Consider the following 21311-nt stretch of genomic DNA (forward strand, 5'->3'; position numbering starts at 1 on the left):
AGAAGCCAAAATAAATGATGCGTTTATGAATTTGCTATGCTCCCCACGACTAAGGGGGAGATTCATTGGTAAGTCTTAAGCTGTCGAGGACATCCTCGTCAGCTTTTTTTATATCCCATTCGCTGAGTTCATCATCTTCTGGGCGTGCATATTGCAGTTTAATGTAGGAAGGTTAGCTCTACATCTTTCTATGTCTCAATTCAGGGGCTACGCAGCTCGTGATGGTGGTTATTTGTCGGCATTTGCGCTCTCGGTTTCGCTGTTACGACTTCTATTTATGCAATGACTGCAGATGCATCTGTTGAGAAACAAATTGATGAGAATCTTGATGGATTAGTAGAACAGTTACAAACTGAAGCTGCTAATAAAACTGAGCTTGCCATAAGCAGTAATCCTTATGATTACCTCAAAAATAGTGCGGCATATTCGAATATTGTAAATCTTGGGACGGATGCTCTCCCCATATTGGAAAAGAAAATGGATGAGAGCGAAGGAAGCAACCTTTTTGATTACATTTTTGCAGCTGCCATTGAGGAAATCTCGAAGATTAACCTTAAAGAAGATCAGAGTACAACTTGGGCTTCAGGAGATAACTTTTCGGAATGGAAACAAAAGCTTAGCACCCTTCCTGAAGAAGTTGAAAAAATCGCAAATTCTGATTTGTCTAAGACCAAAAGCTTGCTTTATTAAAAAAGTTAGGTGTACCTGCTGTACCATTTATTATGGATCAGGTAGAGTCTGGGAAAACGGAGCTTTTTCCCGTGGTTCAGTCTTTTATTCCAGGTGCTCAAGCAAAGTCCTTTACAGCAACTGATGAAATACGGTGGGTAAAGGAAAACAAAGAGGAGTTTAAAGACTTGAAAGAGTATGTTTTATCAAAAGGTAAGCTTTAGCAGAGGTCGCCTTATCAGTATAAAAAGGTGAACAGCGAAATGAGTCGGCCTCATCGAGTAGATATATTATGATTCAAAGCGCAGACTCGGTATCTCCCCGGTGAAATCTGAAGCTACGGTCGTAGTTGCAACTAGAATAAACAGCTACGGTTGTCCCAGACTTTCTTGGTGATGAAAAAATCTACATATGCCCAACTAAGGGCATTTTTGTTAGACATGTTGATTAGCTAAATTATGAGTTTAAATCCAGAATTTATTTAAATGAATCCTCCACTCTAACGACAAGGTTTGTAAACTTAATAATCGTGCGAAATCGGCAAATGTTAATTTTGCGCTCCAATGCACGACTTTTTGACCTTCGCCAAACAGGATTTTAAGCAAAACATAAACAAGTAAGGCCACATACAACTGGCCATATACCGCGTTCGGCGTGGTTCCGAACAACTTCGGAATGTTTAGATGCTGTTAATCCAGCGGAAAAACACTTCGATTTGCCAGCGTTTTTATAGATTTCAGCGATGCTTTCAGCCGAATGCCAATGCAGGTTGGTAGCTAAAAGGACGGGTTTCCCTTTCGGATCGGTCAGAACCACTACTCGAAACCGATTCCGGGTCAGGGACTTCAGCCTTCCTAACTGGCAGGTTAAATCCTGTGTAATCGTTCCGCCAAAAGAAGTCTTCCGTTCCCTTGGAATCGGATCATGAAAGTGAGTATTCTCCCGGATTCGAATCACAAAAGATTGACTATTTTTCGCCTCCTGGTAACGGTCGAATACCTCGTGCTTGCTATAGGCCCGATCGGCAACCAAAATAAACCTGGGGTCTACCAAGTCGGCAGCGCTATGGATTTCATGTTCTGTCCCAAGCGTTTCGGTCACCTGGTGCAAGGCACCTTCGTCTCCGGTGAGGGCGACATGGAGCTTAACTCCTGCTTTTTCACCTTTTAAGGGCGCCCAAGGAAGTCGCCCCAGGCCCACGGTGATCTGCGTGGAATCGACGATCAGTAATTCCGTCGGGATACCAAGGCAGCGTTTCGTTTCCCGGTTGCATTGCTGGGTCAAGAGATGTAACAATTGTTTGAAGCATTCAAAAGGAACATCTTTGGCTTTTTTGGAGAGGGTCGAATGATCAACTTTCTGGAGTCCAACGCCATGCATACGCTGCTCCCCGTCTCGATAGCCTTCCCACCCTTGGAACGCAGCCTCCGCCAAGAAAAGAAACAGGGAATAGACGGTGAACTTTCGAGCGACATCGATGTAATTGAACTCCTTCAGAATCGCTAACACCTTTTCTTCTGGAATAAACGATTGAAGGATATTCGATAATGAAGTAGAATTTTTCATGAAGTCGCCTCGTTTCCACTGTTTGTAGGGGTACAAACACTGTAACGAACGGGCGGCTTTTTTTCTACCTTTTTTTGGCTAATCAACAGGCCTACATTTTTGTACCTTATATTTCTCTTTTTTTGATAAAAGACGGCTGCCGCAGCAGTGCGGCGGGATAGCCGCCTAATCGAGTGAGGGAGATCATACTCTTTTGCAGTCTTAACTTTAGACGGGAGTGTATGTTCTTTTTGATATTCGGGGGACGTCCTTTATATTGGAGAGAGTGGAAACGTCGGAAATCGCGTTTATAATCATATGAAAGGAACACTTGAATCAAAACATGGATTTCAGAAACGCATCTGTGAAATGAAAATCACAAATATAAACCATCTTTTTCTTCGGGTAAGTATATATGTGCTTGTCCATTAGAGCGAAACGGTTTAGTTCGTCAGCAGCCGGAATCGAAACTTGAAAAATCCAGATCTAAAAAAGTTCAGACTGGTACTTTTTTACTATATAATTAAATGTAATATATGTATAAAATATTATTTAATACAAAAATAATACAGGAGAAGATTTGTGTTTCTAGGATTAAAAAAATTGTAACGGTTCAGCCTGTTACGATCTTATTTGACAGACAGGACAAATAGAGGCACTCCGTTACGGAACTACCTCTACGGAAACAGGAATGTACAGACATGTAATTTTAAAAAAGTAACTATCTAAAGGCGGAATAGTTACAAATAAATTTAATAAGGAGTGCTTGATCGTGAATCTTAAGTTCGTTTTCAAAGGAGTAGTATCATCTGCTCTGGTAGTTTGTCTAATTGCTGGAACTAGTATTATACCTGCTTTTGCGGAGTCGGCTGAAAGTTCGACGAAAGATTATGCAGCTAAAAGTGGCAGTTATTCAGGAACTGAATTTCAGGCTACATACCCATTAAAAAAGAGTAATGGGGACAAAGTAAACTTCTGGATTAAAAATACTGGGAATGTAAGCGTAAGAATCATAATTAATGGAGATCAGAAAAGAACTCTCGCACCAGGTAAGAGTGGTCACATTAGTGCTCCAGTTGGTTCTTTAAGTAGCGAATATAAATTTAAAGCTGTACCAACGCCGAATGGTGGTAAAATTAGTATAGACTATCGTATTGCTCAAAGAGATTAAAATTGATGCTTAAAATATTTTTAGTTTTTTATAAGTCTCCTGAATCCGAGATGGTAATTTGGTAATTCAGTGTAGACATAGAGTGAAAAAGAGTACGTAATAGACTTGAGGAGCTTATGCAAAATGCTCATAGATGAAAGCTAGGAAAATAAATACCTAAATTAATAAAAATCGATTTCCCTTAATGGTCATACCCCTGTCAAGTAGACAAATGAAAAAAGCTAAGCAGCCAGCGCGTGCCGATACTCAATCGGCGCGCGCTGTTTGAGTTTTGCCTGAAACCGTTGGTAGTTATAGAAATAGATGTATTCCTCTACGGCTTTATGAATTTCCACTTCTGACTTACACTGGTGAAGGTACAACTTCTCTGTTTTGAGATGCGAAAAAAAGGATTCGATGCACGCGTTATCCAGGCAGGTTGCTTTGCGAGAGTGGCTGCCCTTAACGCCGAATGCTTCTAACCGTGTGTTGTACGCTTGAGACGTATATTGGAAGCCCTGATCCGAATGGAGCACGGCTTCTGAAACGTCTCTTTTTCGTGTCCATTGCTCTACCGTATCTAGTACTAACTTTACATCGTTACGCTCAGACAGCTGCCAAGCGACGATTTCGTTGTTAAAGAGATCCTGAATCGCGGACAGATAATAAAATTGGGTACCATCCGAGATATACGTGATATCGGTGACGAGCTTCAGTTGAGGAGAGGTCGCATGAAATTGTCTCTTCAGTCGGTTAGGATATACCACGGAAGGTGTATAGTTGGAACGATTCCTTTTCTTTCGAATCACCGATTGGATCGACAACTCTTTCATGAGCCGCCATACTTTCTTATGATTGACGAGGTAACCAGCCTCTCACAGGGCTGTTCGCATGCGTGGGTATCCGAAATAAGGATGCGCCAAGTGAATAGCTAGCATCTGCTCCTTGATCTCATGGTTCCGTGTATGTGTTTCTGTTCTTTGCGAACGTGTATTTCGCCACTTGTAGTAATTAGCCCTAGATAGCCCTGCAACGGCTAACAGGCGCGTAATGCCATGTAAGTCACGAGTTCTTCAATTACTTTGTAGTTATCTTGAAGTCTAAGCTTCGCTCCGTTACCAGATTTGGATATCGCTTTTTTAAGTAGTCCACCTGTACTTTCAAGTAATCCCGTTCTTCTTCGATGCTGGAAAACGCCGTACGGGGACGTCCCTTCATAGGACTTGATAGGCCCTTGCGCGTATCGAGGGGCTCCCCCTTTCGATGCTGGGTGCAGTGCCTAATCCCTAATCTCCCTGCAACGACTTTATAACTCTCTGAGCCCGTTAGATACGTTTGAATGGCTTTCATTTTGAATTCTTCTGTGTACGCTTGAAATATCTGTCCCTTTTTTGCCATACAAAAATCCCCTCCAAGTTCACTCGTTTCCTCATGTTAACACAAGGTTTTTTTTGAGTGTCTACTTAAAGGGGATAATACCATTAACTTACAGGAAATCGACTTTTCTATTTAGGGTATTTCCTCAGTCTCTTTGAGCAATCTTATAATCTATACCAATACTACCACCATTAGGCGTTGCTGAAGCTTTAAAAACATAATTGCTAGCGAAGACACCAACTGAAGCACTAATGTGACCACTCTTACCTGGTGCGAAAGTGGTTTCAGAACCTCCATTAATTGTAATTTTCACGCTTACATCGCCAGTATTTTTAATCCAGAAATTTACTGTTTTCCCATTAGCACTTGATAATTTGTATGTAGTCGAAAATCCTGTTCCTGAATAACTGCCACTTGAAACATCCATGTCAAAAGGCTTAATTACTCCATCTTCAGTTGCATAATTTTCCGACGAACTTTCAGTCGACTGCGCAAAAGTCGGTAAAGTACTAACTCCAGTAATTAGACTAACTGCAAGAGCCGATGACACTACTCCTTTGAAAATGGACTTAAGATTCATGATATAATTCCCTCCAGTTATTATAATTTAAATCCATATTATGGATTTGTGTATATACAATACCATAGAAAATTATTACTGTAAATACTTTATATAACTCTATTCTCGACTCGTTTCGTCAGAGTTGAGTTCTTCATTATGAGGAATCCTCTTCTTTAATACGCTTGATAGCGTTGTGATAGTGATCTTCTGGCACTTCAAAACCAGTAAATAATCGACCATTAAATATAGCAATCCTCATAAAGGAGTACCGCCAGCAAAGCGCGAATTTACAACGCTAAGGACCTCTGACCTAGAGAAAAATAAAATCCTTATGTACCAAGGATTACTAGGTTTCGTTTGTTCACAAGATGGTAGGGAACCAATGTGGGAACAAAAGCTTTGGAAGTTTCGCAAGAAAGGTAATAGCTTAAAGGCAGCTCATATGAGTGCTGTTTTTTTTGTTTGTCTTCGTGAATATAGCGGATTATTGAAGTAATGAAGATTTAGCCCTCTTATTTTTGGTTTAGCCAGAGGCAAGTAGTGAGTGGTTTATAAAAAGCGGAGATATTTCTATAATCCTTATAAAAAGGTGAGAAAAGCGAAGTTCAGCTTGGAATTACAAACCCTAAAATTAACGAGTGTCCACTATTTATTCTAATCGCAAAAATGACCTTAATTGAATTCGACGCCTAGATGCAGCCAATTTAAGGTGCAAAAATGCCGTTATATTCCCCTGCCCTTTGGAAGCGATGGGTGCACTCTTTTTCTACTGACACAACAAGAAGATGGGGAGGAACGAAGGAGAAAGTTAGGGATTGTAGGAGTGAGACGCTCGCCTGAAAGGTCTTCAGAGGAAAGCTCACGTCGAAAATATGAGCTGCTTCTCGATTTTAGGCGCTATCAGGGTTAATAAACAAAGCTGGAGTTAACAGCGATCGGAAGCCTAAATAAGCCATCGTAGTGACGGCCGAGGCGCTTACTCAGATCTTAGGTCGGTCATATACAGCTATCCAAAGACAAAAACTAAGCAGCCTGATTCCTATGTTTAAGGGGGTTAGGCTACTTAGTTTCACTTGAACACAATGATAATTGTAGCACTAGAGATGGCTCATAATGGCCTTTTTCAGCCATATCAAATACCAGTAGATCATATCGACACTAGCACACTTATATCAACCACTAGTACGCTCGTATCAACCAATAGCTCACCAACAACCACTAGCATTAAGGTGTACTAGTTCCCTGGCGTACGGCTGATCAGCAGCTCGTACTTGTCGAGCGAGGCGCCGAGAATAACGTCACTGCCGCCGGCACCGCGGTGAGACTGCTTGAAGGATTCGCTGGAGGTCCAGCCCTTGAAGCTCTCTTCATTCTCCCACACGGTACAGATCTTTAATTCCTCCACGCCTTCCTTGGCACTGCCATGCCATACTTCCATGCGCACAAAGCCCGGCATGTCCTGTACGCCGCCTGAACCTGCAAAACGCTGGGCCATAGCGGCGCCATGGCCTTCCTTGACTTTAATCGTATTCGTAACTACTAGCATGCAATGAACCTCCCTAAGATAGTATGAGTGAGCGAATAAGATACAGACTATTTATTGCGGGTTCGTGGTCCAAATACCGGCGGTCTTGAGGAAGACGCGATCCGGCAGCTTCAGGGCAGCAATAGTCAGTTCAGCTACATCCTCCGGCTGCATCATACGGTCTTCGTCACCAATCTTCAGACCTGCGTTCTCAGCCAGTGGAGTGTTGACCGTACTTGGCGTCAGCGCAGTGACCCGGATATTGTGCTTGCGCACTTCCTGAGCCAGCGATTCTGTCATGCCCATCAGCGCGAACTTGGAGGAACAGTAGGCAGAGCCTGTAGCAAATCCGCGTTCGCCCGCTGTGGACGAGATGTTGATGATATTGCCGCTGCTGCGCTCAATCATGGCTGGCAGTGCAGCTCTGGTAACATAGTAGACACCGAACAGATTGACCTCAATGTGGCGTCTCCAGTCCACAGGGTCCATTTCCACAAATGTACCGAATTGGGCAACCCCGGCGTTATTAATAAGCGCATCGAAAGCGCCAAGGTCATTTTGGAGTGAAACAACAGCCCGTTCTGCTTCTTCCTGTACGGAAATGTCGGCAACGGCCATGCTGACTTTGACGTCGTAGACTTCCGTCAATGCGGCTTTCAAGGCCTCCAAATCGCCCGATGTTCTGGAGATCAGGCCGAGGTTAGCTCCCTCTTTGGCTAGCGCAAGGGCCAATGCTTTCCCAATCCCTTTACCTGCGCCGGTAATTACAACGCTTTTTCCTCTCAGATCCATAACTTCGCTTCACGTCCTTTTAAAGAATAGATAACAGCTTCCGCTTCAATTATACCTGAGCCGGCAAAGACAAGCACGCCGCTCCAGTTGGTAGCGTCGCCATGCTTGCCTCAGGTACCCGATGCTCACGGGGTCTTCGGGCTGATCGTGCCCAGTGGCAGCGTGGCCGGTCCTTCCAGCACGGCGCCATCGTAGGAGAAGCGAGAGCCATGGCAGGGGCAATCCCAGGTCCGTTCTCCGTTATTCCACTCACACTCACAACCCAGATGGGTGCATGTCCGGTCGACCAGATGAAGGTGACCTTCCAGGTCTCTGTACGCCCCGACACGCTTCCCATCATGAAATACAACCGCTCCTTCATCCCGCTTGAGATCCTTGGTCTTCTTGTGGATGATCTCGACCTTGCCTGCGATAAGCTCCTTGGCGACATTGGCGTTCTGCACAATGAAGTTCTTGATGCCAGGATTTGCCTTGAAGCGTGAGGGATTGTACAGCTCTGTGTAGGGGTTTTCCTTGCCCTGGATTTGATCAGCAATGATCCGTGCTGCCAAGGTGCCGCTGGTCATCCCCCATTTCCCGAAGCCGGTGGCGATATAGATCTCCTTATCGCCCTTTATTTTTCCAATATAAGGAACTTTATCGAGGGTAATCAGGTCCTGGGCCGACCAGCGGTAAGGCATTGCCTTAATCCCCAGCAACTGTCCCGCGAACCTCTCCAGGTTCTCATAGTGGGCAAAGGTGCATATCCCTTGGCCTGTCTTATGATTGTCTCCGCCGACAATCACTAGCTTGCGGCCCTCCCATTCCACGGCCCGCAAGGAGCGGGTAGGCTGCCCGGCACTCAGATACATCCCGCCCTCGAACTGCATTTCGGGCTGAATAACCAAGCAGTAAGAGCGTTCCGCATGCAGGCGTGAGAAGTAGAGCGCCCCACCGTCATAGAAGGGGAAGTGGGAAGCGGAGACGGCGTGACTGCAGGTAATTGCATGCTGATCCTGCTCTGTGAAAAGCGTAACCTTGCCGCTGTTCTCTACTTTTTCAGCAATGGTTGTGTGTTCGTACACTGTACCGCCGTTTTTAAGAAAGACCTGAAGTAGCCCCAGCAAATATTGCAGGGGATGAAAGCGGGCTTGTCCCGGTAAGGTAATGGCTCCTTCTGCCCGGAGGGGGAGAGAGACTGCATCCAGCCATTTTCCCGGCAACCCCAGGTTCTGATAAGCTTCGAATTCTTTTTCAAGCTGTACCCGTGTCTTGTCGTCTCCGGCATCAGCATACAGGAAGGCATCATCCCGTGTCATTCCGCAGGACAGATGTAGTTCTTGTGCGGTACGGATCATCCACTCCATGGCTTCGTTGTTGGATTTATAGTAGAGGCCTGCCTGCTCCTCTCCAAAGTGCTCTAAGAGATCGTGGTAGATCAGTCCGTGCTGGGCAGTGATTTTGGCGCTGGTAAATCCGGTCGTTCCATTAAGGATGGTTCCTGCCTCCAGTAAAGTTACCTTATAGCCGGCTTTGGAGAGCAGGTAGGCCGTCGTGATCCCGGTGATTCCCCCTCCTACTACCGCGACGTCTGTTTGGTGATTCCCGTTCAGTCGCGGGAAAGATGGTACATCGACAGTATCCCGCCATAACGATTCAGGAAATTGCGGCAAATTAGCCGTAAGCCGGTTCTCTGGATTCATGCTCTGATCCCTCCCTACTTTTGCGTTACGTTGTTCAATTATTACCACAACATGGGAAAAAGAAACTTCAGTTCAGAGTGTGGTGCATGATTTGCGGGCGATGATGCCAAAATAAGGACACATCTTCGTAAAATGGAACCAGAGAAGGGAGGACCCAGAGTGTCAGAACAACCGCAGAAGCATGCTGCTTCTCTGGAATGGATCACAGGAAAGCTGGAAAATATCGCAGATCTGGAGGATAAGCAGCTGCTTGCGCCTACTGGTGATGCCCGACTGGTCTTTATCAAGAGTATTACAGATTCAGTTAAGATCAGCCACGGTATTATTGCTCCGTTCTATGAGATGGAGGACAACGAAGCTTATAAGGATTACATTCGTACCTACCCAGGTAGCGAAGAGGCGACGACGGGTGAGCGGGCATTGGAACTGCTGCTGAGCGGTTATGCTGCTGTAGGTATTCTGGACCAGCTCTATTTCTTTGATGTTTTACATGCCGAGAACAGCGCTGTGTCGGAGACCATCACAGAGAGTGTGACCCAGGGACCGTCTGACGGATTCACCGAGAATCTGGCGGTCAATCTCAATATGGTGCGGCGACGCTATCAATCCTCGCAACTAAAAATGGAATCGATGCTGATTGGCAATCTGTCACGGACCAAGATGGCCATTCTATATGATGAGAGCCGTGTAAATCATGACGTGCTGGCTGAGGTCAAAGAAAAGCTCCAGACCTTGAGGGTGGATATTCTGCAGGCTACAGGCGAGCTTGAGAAGTATTTAAGCAGCGACAAGCTGAGGATTTTCCCCAAGACCATTGTGACGGAGCGACCGGACCGCGTAGTGTTTAACCTCTCCGAAGGCAAAGTGGCGCTGATGATGGATACTACAGGCTACGCTATTGTGTTGCCCTCCATCTTCAATGACTTCTTTACTGCAATGGACGACAAAATCCAGTTTCCCTTTGTAGGAAGATTCCTGAAGCTTCTACGGGTCATCGGGGTAGCGATGACGCTGTGGCTTCCGGCTCTATATGTCGCGTTTACCTCTTACAATCCAGAGATCATCCGGGTGCAGATTGCGCTGCTTGTGGCAGGAAGTCGCGCAACTGTGCCTTATCCTTCTTTTGTGGAAGTTCTGATCATGCTTATCATGATGGAATTCCTGACAGAAGCGAGTATTCGGCTACCTCGGGCGATCGGTCCAACGGCGACCACGGTTGGCGGTCTGATTCTGGGTCAGGCGGCCACGCAAGCCGGTCTGGTCGGCAATATTATGATCATTCTAGTCTCCGCAGTCGCCATTTCGAACTTTCTGATCCCACTGAATATGATGAGCTTCTCGGTTCGTGTGTTGAAATATTTCTTCGTGATTGCCGCTGCCTTCCTGGGTCTGGTCGGCGTTGTATCCTGCTTGGTCGGCTTGATGATTTATCTATGCAGCCAACGGAGTTTCGGCCAGCCCTATTTCCGACTCTTCTTCATGGACAACATCAGCTTCCGTAAATTCAAGAAAGGCGGGGGCACTGATGGTTAAAAGCCGCTATTTCTACTGTCTCTTTCTGATGAATAGTCTGATCAATATTATTAACTTTGTGCCCAGAGAGCTGATGGACAGACGTTTTGACGGAGCATTAATGTCGATCCTAATTGCGGTGCCAATCGGTACAACATTTGTCTATGTGTTTACCAAATTGATGGACAAGTTCCCTGGCAAGGGAATCCCGGAAATCTTCAATTCGCTTATGCCGAGGCTTGTGTCGACACCGATGCTCTTGATCTACGCAGTGTTATGGTATGTAGCCGGGGTGATCACCTTGCTCTCATTCGTGGACATCACCTTGCGATTTATCAGCCCGGATACAGGGGCTTATCCGGTAGTTATCGGGTTTCTAATTCTGGTTTGTCTTTGCTGTCGAGTTGATGGGCTGTCCTTGTTATACGGGCTCGAGGTAATCCTGGGCATCACCTTGCCTCTAATTCTGTATGCGAGTGTAAAAGCGTTGACCAACCCTAATTTCAGTTGGGACTCTGTGCTGCAGATTATGACGTTTATCTGGCATAAACCGGATATCAAGAGTATGGCTGCCGGTACTTTTTTGTTCAGCGGCTATATCAATTTGGCCATCTTCAACCGGATTTTTCACAAAATCAAGCTCCGGCATGTCTGGCTAATCGCTGTGGAAGGATTGATTGTGCTATTAATGACGTTTCTGGTGCCTATCGGCTATTTCGGAACGATTGGAGTCGAACGTCATGTATACACTTGGTTCTCAACCGCTGACAGCATTCGGATCGAGACGTTTTTGATTGAGCGGATGCTGTTTATTTTTTATTTTGCCTACATGACCCTATCCATCATGAGTGTGATCGTACACTGGCACGTGGGGCTGGAGCTGTTCAAGAGTATTATGCCATTCGCAGACAAAAATTCTTCCAAAGCGAAGCTGTGGAAAGAATGGATCATCCTGGGGCTGTTCTGTGTGGCTACCCTGCTGTTGATGTTCATGGACCAATATGAGCTTAACCGACTGGCTGAGTGGTTTCTGCAGATCCGCTGGCTTGGAGAAATGTCGATGATAGCGACACTGTTCTACTGCGTTATAAAAATGCGGAAGGCCAGGAGGCGGAATCCGTGAAGAAAGCAGGTTTTTTGCTAATAACGATACTGTTAATACTGACGGCTGGATGTGATTTCAAGGATATCGACCGGCGAATATTCGTGGTTGCCATGGGGATCGACCCTGGAGAGAAAGAAGGTAACCTTAAGGTTAGTCTGAAGCTGGCCGTACCGCAGGGGGATATTACTAAGATTGATGAGAAAATGCAGATATTGACGGAAGAATCCTACAGCATCTCGGAAGCGCTCCGTATGATGAAATCCAGAGTGGAGAAGGAATTGGATTACGTGCATTGCAAATCAATCATTATAGGCGAAAAGCTTGCGGAAAAAGATATTCGCCATGTTATGGACTGGGCTGTGCGGCGCAGGGATATCCAGTTGATTCTGAACTTTGGCGTGGGCAGACCGGAGGCGCTGAAAGTGCTGAATATAAAGCCTCAGTCGGAGCATATTCCTTCTAATTCCCTCATCATGGCGATGAGCGGGGAAGGGACGGAGTCGCCTTTTATCGCCAGTGTATATTCCTATCAGCTAATGAAAAATGTTTTTGAGGTGGGCATAGATCCCACTCTTCCGATTATTGAATCTCAAGGAACAGACCAATTTCTGATTAACAAGATCGCTCTACTCGATAAACAGAAAATCCGTCACATCCTTTCTCCCGAAGAAACCAGACTGTTCAATCTGCTGACACGCCGGGAGCTGCGGACCAATCTGCCAGCTCATTACAAAGGGGGGATGTACCAATACTATACGGAGGGCACATCCGCAAGTTATCGGATTCTTACCCCTGAAGGGGGAAAGCCTTACATTCAATACAAGGTGAAGATTCTGGGTATTCTCGAAGAGAGCAGCTCTCAGGATATGGTCACTCATCAGATCCTTCAGCAGATCTCCAAGGCTGGGGAAGAAGAGCTGAGGAAGGGGATTGAGAAGCTTCTGGTCAAAATTCAACGAAGCGGACTGGACCCGTTTGGCTGGGGATTGCGCTACGCCTCAAGACATTTCAACAATGATACGGAGATGAGGGACTGGAAGGCTATTTATCCGAATCTGGAATTTAAAACGCTGGTAGATGTGGATGTCAAATATTCTGGCATGATTAAATAAGCTGGCTCTCATAGGATTCGTTCGCGTGGGAGTAAGGGGGTTCGTAGCAGACCTTGTTCCGCCCCGAATTCTTGGCCCGGTAGAGCGCTTGGTCGGCGTGTTGAGTCAGCAGGCGACTGATAGCTTCATTATAATCAGGGTGGCAGCAAGCTGCACCGACGGAAATGGTAACGGGGATCCGCTGTCCGTCTGGCAAAAGGAACAAGTCTTGTTCTACAGCTGCACGGATCCGTTCGCCAGCTATCCCGGCCTCTTGCAGCGTGCAGATGGGTAGTAGCACCGAAAATTCCTCGCCACCATTGCGAGAAACAATATCCTGAGGCCGGGTAGCTCCGATCAGCCGCTGGGCAAGCTGAATCAGTACCTGATCGCCTGCTGGATGTCCATACGTATCGTTAATGGTCTTGAAATGATCGATATCCAACGCAAGCATGGATAAACTCTCTCGCTGCTGCGCTGCCCGGAGCAACTCGCTCTCCAAATGCCGCTGGAATTGCTGCCGGTTATTCAGTCCGGTTAGAAAATCGGTCGTGGCCCGTACCTCAAGCTGGTTGAACAATTCATTGGAGCGCTGGATATACTCCGCAACATAATAGATGATAAGGCCTGTAGCAAGAGAGGCTGCCAGTTCTATTGGAAAGACCTGCATGACCGCTTGGAAACCGTCCAGATTGTTAAGCAGCAGAGCAAATACGAGACCCATCGTGACCAGATTGCTGATGGTCATTTTGCGTAGCCGTGTCCAAGGCTTAAGCGCGATCCAACTGCAGCAGGCGCCGCAGAGCAGCAAGGAAAAGGCGGCGGAAAGAGAATTGTATGTAATATCATAGAAGAGGAGCCGACTGACGGCCAGAAGGACAGCACAGACAGCAGCAGGAAGCCAGCCGAGATAAGCACCTGCAATAATAATAGCCAGATGCCGCAGATTCGCGTAGGTATTCGGTCCAATAGGGAACGAGTAGCTCATTAGAATGATGCCGAAGAGCCCGAAGATCAATCCGGCGACTATGCCTGCGAGGGGCGACATTTTACGGCCCAAAAAGTTGTATCGCTTGGAAAGACTGCCGGAGAGGAAGACGAATGTAACGAGAATACAGAAATTAGTAAACAAGCTGGTAAGCAGGTCGATCAGCATAACTTTCAAGGGCCCCTTGCATGGAAAATTGGCTAAATCCATTGGATTCAATGAATAGATAAGTCCATTTTAGCGAATTTTGCGAAAATGGCTATATAAAATATATTAGAGCCCCGCCTATTGTTATTGACCGCATCGGCTTTAATACTTATACTTGATCTAAAAATAAATAAGAGGATGATCGAAATGAGAAACCTTAATCTGACTTCTCAACGGCAAGCCGTTTACGATATTGTTCGGAATTCGCATGATCACCCAACTGCTGCGGAGGTAATGAACCGTCTGGTGGAACAGGGACACAATCTTGCATATGGCACAGTATATAACTCCCTTCGCTATCTATCCGATAAGAAGCTGATCCAGGAGCTTAAGCTCGGCGAATCGGCAAGCCGATATGATGCCCGGATGGATGATCATCAGCATATTATATGCGAGGTGTGCGGGGCGGTGGATGAAGTAATGAGTCACGTTCCGGAGGAATGGATAAACGAAGTTGCTAGCGAAACAGGCTATACCATTGGGCACGCCCATGTCGTTTTCGGCGGAATTTGCCCAACTTGCAAAGGGAAAAGAACGAATTAAGAAAACAGGGACTTTCGTCCTTGTTTTTTTGTGTTCTGCTTTATAGAAGATATAAGAAAAGACCGTTTTCAAAAAAGCGGTCTTTTTCGGCTTTTTATATGAGAATTATGAAGAAATGTGTGAGAATATTCAAGGGACTGAGAAGGAAAAGCGGTCGTTTAAGCTGAATTATACTTATATACATAAAGTTGCTGTTAACTTCGGCAGATATGCCTACTTAAGACCCAGAAGAAAGAGAAGAAAGAGAGAGTGATCACACCTCATGAACAAAAATACGGTTATTTCCATCCGTACGAAGCTTGTTGCCACCTACATGCTTGTGCTGCTGGTGCCAAGCATGATCATTGGCTGGCAGACTTATCAATCGGCCAGTCATGAAGTGGAGGATCAATTGATTAACAATGCGAAGGAGAGCGTAGGAACGGTCAACAGCATCATTAATGCCAACATACAGTCCAAAATTAATGATATTGAATACTTTGCCAGACAACTGAAGGCGGGTAATATTAATAGCGAAGCAAATGGCGAGGTATCTTCGGGGGTCCAGACCAGATTAAAGGAATATGCGGCGCTGCATTCCGATGTACTCGATATTTATGTGGGGACAAGTCGGGCCAAGGCATTACATGCCTCCGAGTCCAAGCTGCCTGATGATTATGATCCACGCAAGGAGAATTCCTATGTCAATGCGTTGAAGAACAGTAAAGGGGTGGTCATCTCCCCGGCTTTCCAATCGGCCGACAAAGAAAATGTCATTGCCATCTCCGCTGTATTGGAGAACGGCGATGGTGTTGTGGCCCTGAATCTCAATTTGGCCGAGCTTAGCAAGCTGACAAGTCTTAAGGTGGGGAAGGGGGGCTATATCCTTATCTTGGACAGCAGTAAGAAGTTCTTGGTCCACCCTACAGAGACGATTGGTGCAGAATCGGGTGTTGATTTTGTGAAGAAAATGTTCGAACAGGAGTCAGGCTCCTTCGATTACGTTTATAAGGATAATAACAAGAAGATGATTTTTATGGTCAACGAACTGACGGGCTGGAGAATCGGGGGCACGATCAGCATGGACGAGGTCAATGATGTAACATCGCCTATCCGGGCTACTGCCACGATGGTTATCATTGGCTCTGTTTTAGTGGCGCTGGTGCTTATCTATATTAATGTTCATTCCATACTTCAGCCACTTCGCCGATTGAGAAAGGCTACAGAGGTGATCGCCGAGGGTGATTTGTCGAAGGATATCGATGGGTTCCGAATGGATGAGGTCGGCGTGCTGGCTGGAAATTTCCAGTCTATGGTGGTCAATCTGCGAAGCATGATCATTGGTGTACAGGAGATGACGGACAACGTCTCTTCTTCTGCTGAGGAATTGACTGCGAATGCAGAGCAGACCACTAAGGCTATCGAACATGTGACTATCGCGATCCAGGAGGTAGCGGGAGGAATGGAGCGCCAGGTCAACAGCGTACATAAAGGTATGGAGAGTACGGCAGCCACGGCTAATGAAGTGATGGGGATCTCGGAGGTTATGGAGCAGGTGTCAGCAATGATGGATAAGACCTCGTTGTCCGCCTCGGAAGGTGGCGATTCGGTCATTAGTGTCGTGGACAAAATCAATGGCATCCACGAGACGGTAGAAGAGCTTGGCGGCGTGATCGATCAGCTCAATAGCCGTACTGATCAGATCAGCGGCGTCGTGGGGATCATGAAGGGGATTGCCCGTCAGACCAACTTGCTGGCGCTGAATGCTTCCATTGAGGCTGCAAGGGCAGGCGAGCAGGGCCGCGGTTTCGCTGTTGTGGCCGCAGAGGTGCGCAAGCTGGCGGAGGAATCAGAGCAATCGGCGACACGAATTGCCGATCAGATCAGTTCCATCAATGGGGAAATAACGCAGGCTACAATTGCAATGGAAGCTGCCAAAGAGCGTGTGTCGGAAGGGATTCTGGCCGTTGACACGACGGGCCGATCTTTCTCGCGTATCCGCAGAGCGGTTAAGGGTGCTGCGGATAAAATCGAAGTTATGGGTGGAGCTGTCCGTACACTCACTTCAGAAACAGACAGCATGGAGAAGGCAATTGCCGAAATTCGCCTGATCACCGGTGAAGCTGCTGTCAGCACAGAGACGATATCCGCGGCCGCACAGGAGCAACTGGCTTCTGTGGAGGAGATCGCCTCATCGTCCGCGGATCTCAGCCATCTGGCCGAAGAGCTGCAAAAGCTGGCGAGTCGCTTCAAGCTGGATGATCGGGGGTAGTCAAATCCTTCTTTCCATCTCCTGGTATTTACAAGTATACTGATAAGCAAAATAACAGGGTTATGATAAGGAGAGAGCAGATTTCATGGCAGAGCAATTAAAAGGTCTCACCATCGCCCTCGCCGGTGCGCGTAAGGCGGAGGAAATGACCAAGCTGGTACAGAATATGGGTGGGACAGCGCTGCTGCGGCCTGCCCAGGGAACCGTATTTCTGGATGATGATGCACTGCGCGAAGGCCTGGAGGGCTGGATTGCCAGCCCCCCTTATCTAGTGATTCTGACTACAGGCATCGGTCTGGAGGCATTGTTCACCATGGCCGGCAGCATGGGTCTGGAGGAACGTTTTCAGGAAGTCTTGTCCGGATCCCTTATTGCCGCTCGGGGCTATAAAACAGTTAGTGCTTTGAAGAAAAGGGGGTTGGTTCCTGTCGCCCGCGACGATGATGGCAGCAGCACAGGTCTGATCCGGGGCATGGAGAGTCTGGATCTGCAGGGCAAGGACATTCTGCTGCAGCTTCACGGTGATTCAGCACCCGTTCTCACCGAATGGCTGGACACGATCGGAGCCGTAACCCGACAGATCCTGCCGTACCGCCATACCCCTCCCGAGCCTGGTGAGCTGGACAGGCTGCTATATGAGATTGTGACCAGCAAGGTAGATGCCGTGGCTTTTACCAGTGCACCGCAATTTCGTTTTCTCTCTCAATTTGCGAAGGAGAAGGATAAGCTGGAAGCACTGCGAGAGGCTTTTGAGAATGATGTGCTTGCCGTGTCGGTCGGGCGCATCACCTCTGCTGCACTTCAAGAAGAGGGGATTACGCGGATTGTCATGCCAGAACATGAGCGTATGGGCAGTATGTTCGTAGAGCTTGGTCGCTATCTTGCCGCTAACCGCTAAGCGGAATAGAGGGCTGGATAGCCCGTACAGTAGGCCGATTAAGAGAGCATTTTCGCCGCAATCGAAGGTGGAAATGCTTTTCTAACTGGAGGACGAATCTATAGGAAAAGTCCGTTATGAATGGACATCCCAGAACGTTTTCCTTTAGAATAAAGGAAACGCATACCAATTACACCAGACGAATAATAAGGAGGAGTGCACCTATGGACAAAAGAAAATGTCTATTACTTGGTGACTACACCCATCCCCGTTTCCATCCCTTGCAGGGAGTGGATCAACAAATCGGTGAAATTTTGCATGAACTGCTGACAGTTCAATGTTCAGAGAATAAAAAACTGTTGCTGAGCGAGCATTTGGCCGGTTATGACTTATGTATTGCTTATAACGAATTATGGAATGAGACGGTGTCTCCTCAGCAGACGGCAGGGCTACTAAGTTATGTGAGCGGTGGCGGTGGACTTATTGTTCTGCATACCGGCGTATCGCTGGCAAAGCGCTATGAGCTGGCCCAGCTAATCGGCGGGAAATTCACCACCCATCCGCCTTATGGTCCCTTGAAGTTCCGAGTGCAGCAGCATGATATTACGGAGGGAATTGAAGATTTTGAACTGGATGAGGAGCCATACCGCTTCGAATTTGACCCTTTTACAGAGAAAACTGTACTTCTGGAATATGAAGCCGATGGGGAATGGCTGCCTGCTGCCTGGTGCCACCGCTATGGTCAAGGACGAGTTGTCTATCTGATGCCAGGCCATCATGAGCCTACGTTCCGACATCCCGCGATCCGGGAGCTAATCTTGCAGGCTGCAACCTGGGCCGCTCGCATTCCTCATACTTCCTAAAGAATAAATGTCTCGTTCCTCTTTTGTGAAATGGCTGCTTAGTGGGGTATACTTTAACCATGACTTCTGTTTACAACAAAATGCAATCTTTGGGAGGAAAGAGCCATGAGTGATTTGTTTAAAAAAGCGATCTCTTTAGGAGTGGGCCTCACCATAGTCAGCAAGGAAAAAGTTGAGAAGGCAGTTGAGGATCTTGTGAAGCGCGGAGAGCTTGCCCCCTCCGAATCGAAGGCGCTGGTGGATCGGCTTATCGAGCGGGGAGAGGAAGAGCGCGGCGTATTCAAGTCAGCCATACAAGAACAAGTACAACGTGTACTGAGCGACCTGAAGGTGCCGTCGCACAAGGATATTGAAGCCCTTGAGGCCAAAATAGCCGGACTGGAGCATCGCATAGCGGCGCTGGAGGGCATTTCCCGGTTGGAAGGAACCTTACCGGAAACGCGTAACGAATAAATGGCGGTCCGCATCAGGCATGCTGGACGTTATCGGGCGATTGCCATGGCGCTTATGCGTCATGGCTTTGGTTATATGGTGGAGGAACTTGGGCTCTATCATCTTCTATCCCTCCCGCGCCGTCTGGTCACACAGGAGGTTCATGAAAGTCTAACCCTCGGGGAGCGGATCCGCCGGGTGCTGGAGGATTTGGGGCCAACTTTTGTCAAGTTGGGCCAGCTCGCCAGTACCCGTTCCGATTTGCTGCCCGATTCCATTATTCAGGAGCTGGTGAAGCTTCAGGATCATGTGCCGCCGTTCTCGGCGGACACGGCCCGGTCCATTGTGGAGCAGGAGTTGGACCAGCATGTGGACGAGATTTTTCAATCCTTTGAATATAAACCGCTTGCCGCTGCTTCCATCGGTCAGGTTCACCGTGCTGTGCTGCACGATGGGGTGACTGTTGCAGTCAAAATCCAGCGTCCTGGCGTGCTGCGGACGATGAGTCGTGACCTGGAGATTCTCCGCGACCTGTGCGCTCTGGCGGAGAGGCGCATGGATTGGGCCAAGCAGTATGGCCTGTCCCGCATGGCGGATGAGTTCTCCAGGTCTCTGCTGGCGGAGTTGGATTACAGCCAGGAAGGGCGCAATGCTGAGAAAATAGCGGGTCAGCTAGAACAACACGAGGCGGTATACATCCCGGAGATTTATTGGGACTACTCTTCAACAAGGGTGCTGACCATGGAGTACGTGGAAGGCATTACCTTAAACCGACGTCAGGAGCTGTTGGACAAGGGTGTCAAGCTCAAGGAGGTCGCACAGCAGCTTGTAGAGACGATGCTGAGCCAGGTATTCATTCACGGCTTCTTCCATGCCGACCCGCATCCTGGCAACGTGATGTTGATGGAGAACGGGAAGCTGGCTTTGATCGACTTCGGGATGGTTGGCCGTCTGAGTGATCAGATGCGGGAGCAATTGTCTGCGCTAATCATCGCTCTGATGCGCAAGAATACAGAGGCGATGGTGCGGGCCATTCTCAAGCTTGGCGTGATTCCAGAGAGTGCAGACCGGGCGGGGCTGCATAACGATGTCGACCGTCTCCGGGATGAATATTATGATGTTCCTTTCAATCAGGTCAGTATCGGTAAGGCGCTGAACGATCTCTTCGGCATTGCCCGCAAACATCGATTGGTGATTCCGCCGGATCTGGCCATACTGGGCAAGACGATGCTGACTATGGAAGGGGTCGTCGGGAACCTCGACCCCTCTTTCAGCATTGTCCAGATGGCTGAGCCTTTCGGCAAGCGGCTAGCCAAAGAGCGTTTTACCGGTAGCCGGATCCAACGCAAGCTGTGGGACGGCGTAGCAGACCTCGCCGAGAGTCTGATTGAGCTGCCGGCACAAGCACGTCAGCTCTCAGCGCTGGTCAGCTCGGGTAAGCTGAAGGTTGAGGTTGGACTGCCTGAATTTCAGGCGCTCCAGCGTAAGTTGGACCGGATCGGCAACCGGTTGTCCTTCAGCATCGTGCTGCTGGCCTTTAGCATCATCATGGTGGGGCTGATTATCGGCTCGGCGATGCGGGGTGATCCTTCCCATCTGTGGGATTTCCCTACGGTGGAAATTGGCGCAGTGGTGGCGCTGCTAATGTTCCTGTGGCTGCTGTTCTCGATTTTCAAATCGGGCAGGTTCTAGCGAGTTGAAGCAAAGGCTGCCATTTGGGGTATATTAATAGAGCCGGCTAATGAATCAGGAAATATTCTTGTCCATTTTCACCACAAAGGCCTGAGGATCAAGTACAATATAGAGGAACTTTCTAAGCCTAAGCTGGATTCTCATGACGAAAGTGTTGAATATAAAGCAATGGAGTGCCGTCTGAACTGTCCGGTGACTAGCTGCCCTTTAAGAAACCGAACCTTGACGACTCCGCTATGGTGATCAAGGATACATTGGGACGGAAGGGCTCCGGTGACGGAGTTCTTCCGCTTTTTGTTTGAGATATAAGAATTTATATGTTCTGAATCAATTTCATAAATCTATAAGTAAGCATCTAATCATCGATATCAAATTGTACATGGTTTAGGTACAACTTGATATCGTACCTATTCGGATTGAAATCCGCATTATGAAATTGATTCGTTCT

20 protein-coding genes are annotated in these 21311 nt (G+C 47.5%); 12 read left to right on the forward strand and 8 right to left on the reverse strand.

The features are described from left to right. Window positions 1–282: 282 nt before the first annotated feature. A complete protein-coding gene (locus tag ACFVRY_RS23245) occupies window positions 283–690 on the forward strand; it encodes a hypothetical protein (protein WP_066378500.1) in 408 nt (135 codons plus the stop codon). 32 nt (window positions 691–722) lie between these two features. After that, a complete protein-coding gene (locus ACFVRY_RS23250) occupies window positions 723–893 on the forward strand; it encodes a hypothetical protein (RefSeq protein ID WP_387502673.1) in 171 nt (56 codons plus the stop codon). Window positions 894–1266: 373 nt separating this feature from the next. Here the strand turns inward: ACFVRY_RS23250 and ACFVRY_RS23255 are convergent, their stop codons facing one another. After that, complete coding sequence (locus tag ACFVRY_RS23255; protein ID WP_066378506.1) at window positions 1267–2235, reverse strand: IS4 family transposase; 969 nt, start codon at window positions 2233–2235, stop codon at window positions 1267–1269. 751 nt (window positions 2236–2986) lie between these two features. Here ACFVRY_RS23255 and ACFVRY_RS23260 point away from each other — a divergent pair. After that, the gene (locus ACFVRY_RS23260; RefSeq protein WP_066378509.1) at window positions 2987–3385 is read left to right on the forward strand and encodes a hypothetical protein; all 399 of its coding nucleotides are present in this window, start codon (window positions 2987–2989) and stop codon (window positions 3383–3385) included. Between the two features lie 221 nt (window positions 3386–3606). Here ACFVRY_RS23260 and ACFVRY_RS23265 read toward each other — a convergent pair whose 3' ends face one another. From ACFVRY_RS23265 to ACFVRY_RS23290, 6 genes are all read right to left on the reverse strand, one after another. Further along, window positions 3607–4188 (reverse strand): IS3 family transposase, encoded by a 582-nt coding sequence (locus ACFVRY_RS23265; RefSeq protein WP_387502722.1) that lies wholly within the window; start codon window positions 4186–4188, stop codon window positions 3607–3609. Window positions 4189–4441: 253 nt separating this feature from the next. After that, a complete protein-coding gene (locus ACFVRY_RS23270) occupies window positions 4442–4582 on the reverse strand; it encodes a hypothetical protein (protein ID WP_387502674.1) in 141 nt (46 codons plus the stop codon). A 304-nt stretch (window positions 4583–4886) separates the two neighbouring features. Then, window positions 4887–5321, reverse strand: coding sequence for a hypothetical protein (locus ACFVRY_RS23275; RefSeq protein ID WP_066379282.1), 435 nt, complete (start codon window positions 5319–5321; stop codon window positions 4887–4889). 1216 nt (window positions 5322–6537) lie between these two features. Then, complete coding sequence (locus tag ACFVRY_RS23280; RefSeq protein ID WP_379466514.1) at window positions 6538–6849, reverse strand: antibiotic biosynthesis monooxygenase; 312 nt, start codon at window positions 6847–6849, stop codon at window positions 6538–6540. A 51-nt stretch (window positions 6850–6900) separates the two neighbouring features. Next, the gene (locus ACFVRY_RS23285; protein ID WP_387502675.1) at window positions 6901–7620 is read right to left on the reverse strand and encodes a 3-ketoacyl-ACP reductase; all 720 of its coding nucleotides are present in this window, start codon (window positions 7618–7620) and stop codon (window positions 6901–6903) included. 125 nt (window positions 7621–7745) lie between these two features. Continuing rightward, window positions 7746–9302, reverse strand: coding sequence for an FAD-dependent oxidoreductase (locus tag ACFVRY_RS23290; RefSeq protein WP_387502676.1), 1557 nt, complete (start codon window positions 9300–9302; stop codon window positions 7746–7748). 159 nt (window positions 9303–9461) lie between these two features. On the opposite strand from ACFVRY_RS23290, the gene ACFVRY_RS23295 reads away from it, so the two are divergent. Genes ACFVRY_RS23295 through ACFVRY_RS23305 form a run of 3 tightly spaced genes read left to right on the forward strand, consistent with a single transcriptional unit; the run spans window position 9462 to window position 13031 of the window. After that, window positions 9462–10835, forward strand: coding sequence for a spore germination protein (locus ACFVRY_RS23295; RefSeq protein ID WP_387502677.1), 1374 nt, complete (start codon window positions 9462–9464; stop codon window positions 10833–10835). Beyond that, window positions 10828–11937 (forward strand): GerAB/ArcD/ProY family transporter, encoded by a 1110-nt coding sequence (locus ACFVRY_RS23300; RefSeq protein WP_387502678.1) that lies wholly within the window; start codon window positions 10828–10830, stop codon window positions 11935–11937. Before ACFVRY_RS23295 ends, ACFVRY_RS23300 begins: the two co-directional genes overlap by 8 nt. Then, a complete protein-coding gene (locus ACFVRY_RS23305; protein ID WP_387502679.1) occupies window positions 11934–13031 on the forward strand; it encodes a Ger(x)C family spore germination protein in 1098 nt (365 codons plus the stop codon). The genes ACFVRY_RS23300 and ACFVRY_RS23305 overlap by 4 nt, the downstream gene beginning before the upstream one ends. On the opposite strand, the gene ACFVRY_RS23310 is transcribed toward ACFVRY_RS23305, so the two are convergent. Then, window positions 13024–14166, reverse strand: a complete 1143-nt coding sequence (locus ACFVRY_RS23310) for a GGDEF domain-containing protein (protein ID WP_387502680.1) — start codon at window positions 14164–14166, stop codon at window positions 13024–13026. The genes ACFVRY_RS23305 and ACFVRY_RS23310 overlap by 8 nt on opposite strands. 186 nt (window positions 14167–14352) lie before the next feature. Between ACFVRY_RS23310 and ACFVRY_RS23315 the strand changes: the two genes are divergently transcribed. The 6 genes from ACFVRY_RS23315 (at window position 14353) to ACFVRY_RS23340 (ending at window position 20863) form a co-directional block, all read left to right on the forward strand. Then, complete coding sequence (locus ACFVRY_RS23315; protein ID WP_066379244.1) at window positions 14353–14748, forward strand: Fur family transcriptional regulator; 396 nt, start codon at window positions 14353–14355, stop codon at window positions 14746–14748. A 262-nt stretch (window positions 14749–15010) separates the two neighbouring features. Next, on the forward strand, window positions 15011–16999 hold the full coding sequence (locus tag ACFVRY_RS23320; protein ID WP_387502681.1) for a HAMP domain-containing methyl-accepting chemotaxis protein: 1989 nt from the start codon (window positions 15011–15013) through the stop codon (window positions 16997–16999). A gap of 85 nt (window positions 17000–17084) precedes the next feature. Further along, on the forward strand, window positions 17085–17897 hold the full coding sequence (locus tag ACFVRY_RS23325) for a uroporphyrinogen-III synthase (protein WP_387502682.1): 813 nt from the start codon (window positions 17085–17087) through the stop codon (window positions 17895–17897). A 203-nt stretch (window positions 17898–18100) separates the two neighbouring features. Next, window positions 18101–18739, forward strand: a complete 639-nt coding sequence (locus ACFVRY_RS23330) for a ThuA domain-containing protein (protein WP_066379228.1) — start codon at window positions 18101–18103, stop codon at window positions 18737–18739. Window positions 18740–18844: 105 nt separating this feature from the next. Further along, entirely contained in the window at window positions 18845–19192 is a 348-nt protein-coding gene (locus ACFVRY_RS23335; protein ID WP_387502683.1) for a phasin family protein, read from the forward strand. Further along, window positions 19193–20863 carry an AarF/UbiB family protein gene (locus tag ACFVRY_RS23340; RefSeq protein WP_387502684.1) on the forward strand — a complete coding sequence of 557 codons (1671 nt, stop codon included), beginning with the start codon at window positions 19193–19195 and terminating at the stop codon, window positions 20861–20863. Window positions 20864–21311 lie beyond the last annotated feature (448 nt).

The sequence above is a fragment of the Paenibacillus sp. NPDC057934 genome (assembly GCF_042887565.1).
Taxonomy (GTDB): Bacteria; Bacillota; Bacilli; order Paenibacillales; family Paenibacillaceae; genus Paenibacillus_AQ.

Coding starts and splice junctions, on each gene's coding strand:
- ACFVRY_RS23270 (WP_387502674.1), bottom strand. CDS start 4,582: ATGAAGGGACGTCCCCGTACGGCGTTTTCCAGCATCGAAGAAGAACGG.
- ACFVRY_RS23275 (WP_066379282.1), bottom strand. CDS start 5,321: ATGAATCTTAAGTCCATTTTCAAAGGAGTAGTGTCATCGGCTCTTGCA.
- ACFVRY_RS23315 (WP_066379244.1), top strand. CDS start 14,353: ATGAGAAACCTTAATCTGACTTCTCAACGGCAAGCCGTTTACGATATT.
- ACFVRY_RS23245 (WP_066378500.1), top strand. CDS start 283: ATGACTGCAGATGCATCTGTTGAGAAACAAATTGATGAGAATCTTGAT.
- ACFVRY_RS23340 (WP_387502684.1), top strand. CDS start 19,193: ATGGCGGTCCGCATCAGGCATGCTGGACGTTATCGGGCGATTGCCATG.
- ACFVRY_RS23335 (WP_387502683.1), top strand. CDS start 18,845: ATGAGTGATTTGTTTAAAAAAGCGATCTCTTTAGGAGTGGGCCTCACC.
- ACFVRY_RS23310 (WP_387502680.1), bottom strand. CDS start 14,166: ATGCTGATCGACCTGCTTACCAGCTTGTTTACTAATTTCTGTATTCTC.
- ACFVRY_RS23325 (WP_387502682.1), top strand. CDS start 17,085: ATGGCAGAGCAATTAAAAGGTCTCACCATCGCCCTCGCCGGTGCGCGT.
- ACFVRY_RS23290 (WP_387502676.1), bottom strand. CDS start 9,302: ATGAATCCAGAGAACCGGCTTACGGCTAATTTGCCGCAATTTCCTGAA.
- ACFVRY_RS23255 (WP_066378506.1), bottom strand. CDS start 2,235: ATGAAAAATTCTACTTCATTATCGAATATCCTTCAATCGTTTATTCCA.
- ACFVRY_RS23330 (WP_066379228.1), top strand. CDS start 18,101: ATGGACAAAAGAAAATGTCTATTACTTGGTGACTACACCCATCCCCGT.
- ACFVRY_RS23285 (WP_387502675.1), bottom strand. CDS start 7,620: ATGGATCTGAGAGGAAAAAGCGTTGTAATTACCGGCGCAGGTAAAGGG.
- ACFVRY_RS23320 (WP_387502681.1), top strand. CDS start 15,011: ATGAACAAAAATACGGTTATTTCCATCCGTACGAAGCTTGTTGCCACC.
- ACFVRY_RS23300 (WP_387502678.1), top strand. CDS start 10,828: ATGGTTAAAAGCCGCTATTTCTACTGTCTCTTTCTGATGAATAGTCTG.
- ACFVRY_RS23250 (WP_387502673.1), top strand. CDS start 723: ATGGATCAGGTAGAGTCTGGGAAAACGGAGCTTTTTCCCGTGGTTCAG.
- ACFVRY_RS23280 (WP_379466514.1), bottom strand. CDS start 6,849: ATGCTAGTAGTTACGAATACGATTAAAGTCAAGGAAGGCCATGGCGCC.